The organism is Micromonospora sp. URMC 105 (genome assembly GCF_051386295.1).
GTDB lineage: Bacteria > Actinomycetota > Actinomycetes > Mycobacteriales > Micromonosporaceae > Micromonospora.
Map to the genome: position 1 here is coordinate 1 of NZ_JBPQTL010000198.1, position 1,684 is coordinate 1,684.

A 1,684-nucleotide genomic window follows, 5' to 3' on the forward strand; every position below is an offset into this window, starting at 1 on the left:
TCGCGGTGGTGGGTGTGCGCCGTGGGCTGGTGGTCGTGCCGTGGGCGGTGGCGACGCTGGCCGCGGCGGTGGGGGGTGCGGGCATCGGGCCGGGGCCGGCGGTGTGGTCGGCGTCGCCGGGCAGCAGCGCCCAGACCGCCGCGCCGGTGGCGAGGGCGGTGCCGGTCAGCGCCGCGACGAGCACCAGTCGGCGTCGGCGGCGGGCGGGTGCGGGTACGTCGCCGAGGATGGCGATGACGGGCAGTTCGGTGGTGGGCCGGTCCTCCCCGTGGCGCAGGTTGACCTGCTGGAAGGCCAGCCAGTCGAGGATGGCGGGTAGCCGGCCGGTCAGGGTCTGGTGGTAGTAGCGCTCGCGGCGTTCGCGGTCCTCGGCGGGCCAGGTGCCGTGTTCCATGCTTTCCTGCACCGACAGTCGGCTGCCGTCGGCGGTGCTGGTGATTTCGCAGGTCAGCCGGGTACGCCGGTCGCCTTCCTGGCAGTGCAGCACGAGCAGTTCCGGTGCCCGGTGCTCGGCCACCTCGACTTCGAGGGCGGCGTGGAAGCCGGGCAGGGCCGCGGTGTGCAGAAGCAGCCGCCGGGGGGTCTGGCTGACCGTCTCGGTCTCGGTGAACCAGCGGGTGAGCAGCTGCGGGGTGGTCAGTGCGTGCCAGACCCGGTCGCGGGGGTGCGACAGGTCGACCTGGGCGCTGATCTCGATCACGGCGAGACTGTACGGGTTGTGGTGTGTGGCTGGGCACACCTGGGTGGGGTCTCGTGGGGTGCGGGTGGTCGCGGACGGTCCGGGTCGGCGGTGTGGCAGGCTGAGGGTGGACGCGACTGGCGGCACGGGGATGGGTCAACCATCGGGGAGCTCGTCGCGGGGGTCGACCGCCTGGGCCTCCGCGGACGAGGTGAGCCATGTCTGTTTCCGCTTCCCCGACGACTGCCACGGCCCGGCTGCTGCCCGGTAAGCCGGTGGCGGAGAAGATCTTGGCGGAGGTCGCCGGTCAGGTGGCGGCGCTGCGCGCGGCGGGGGTGACGCCGGCGCTGGCGACGGTGCTGGTGGGTGACGACGACGCGAGCGCCGGGTACATCCGGATCAAGCAGCGGCAGGCGGCGGAGCTGGGTTTCGCCTCGCCGCACGTGCATCTGCCGGCGTCGGCCTCGCAGGAGGATCTGCATCGGGTGTTGGCGGACTTCAACGCCGACGCGGGGGTGCACGGGGTGCTGGTGCAGCATCCGATCCCGGGTCATCTGGACTACGACCGGGCGTTGCAGGTGCTGGACCCGGACAAGGACGTGGACGGGATGCATCCGGTGAACATGGGCCGGTTGGCGTTGGGGCTGCCGGGGCCGCTGCCGTGCACGCCGGCGGGGATCGGGGCGCTGTTGGCGTACCACGGGGTGCCGGTGTCCGGGCGTGAGGTGGTGGTCCTGGGGCGGGGCGCGACGCTGGGGCGGCCGTTGGCGATGCTGCTGGGGCAGAAGCGGCCGACGGCGAACGCGGCGGTGACGGTGGTGCACACCGGGGTGGCCGACTGGCCGCGGTACACGCGGCGGGCGGAGATCCTGGTGGCGGCGGCGGGGGTGCCGGGGATCGTCCGGCCGGAGCACGTGCGTCCGGGTGCGGTGGTGGTCGGTGGTGGGGTGCGCTACGAGGGGCGGCGGTTGCTGCCGGACGTGGACGAGTCGTGCGCGTAGGTGG

Annotated in this window: 1 protein-coding gene, 1 pseudogene and 1 riboswitch; of the genes and pseudogenes, one reads left to right on the plus strand and one right to left on the minus strand. The window is 73.7% G+C overall.

From position 1 onward, the window contains the following. The coding region (locus ACSNN7_RS28890; RefSeq protein WP_436684208.1) for an SRPBCC family protein at window positions 1-700 on the minus strand (700 nt) is incomplete at its 3' end. 107 nt (window positions 701-807) lie between these two features. Next, window positions 808-884, plus strand: a riboswitch (ZMP/ZTP riboswitch). 13 nt (window positions 885-897) lie between these two features. On the opposite strand from ACSNN7_RS28890, the pseudogene ACSNN7_RS28895 reads away from it, so the two are divergent. Beyond that, window positions 898-1,677 (plus strand): annotated as a pseudogene (locus ACSNN7_RS28895) (bifunctional 5,10-methylenetetrahydrofolate dehydrogenase/5,10-methenyltetrahydrofolate cyclohydrolase); the annotation flags it as partial. Window positions 1,678-1,684 lie beyond the last annotated feature (7 nt).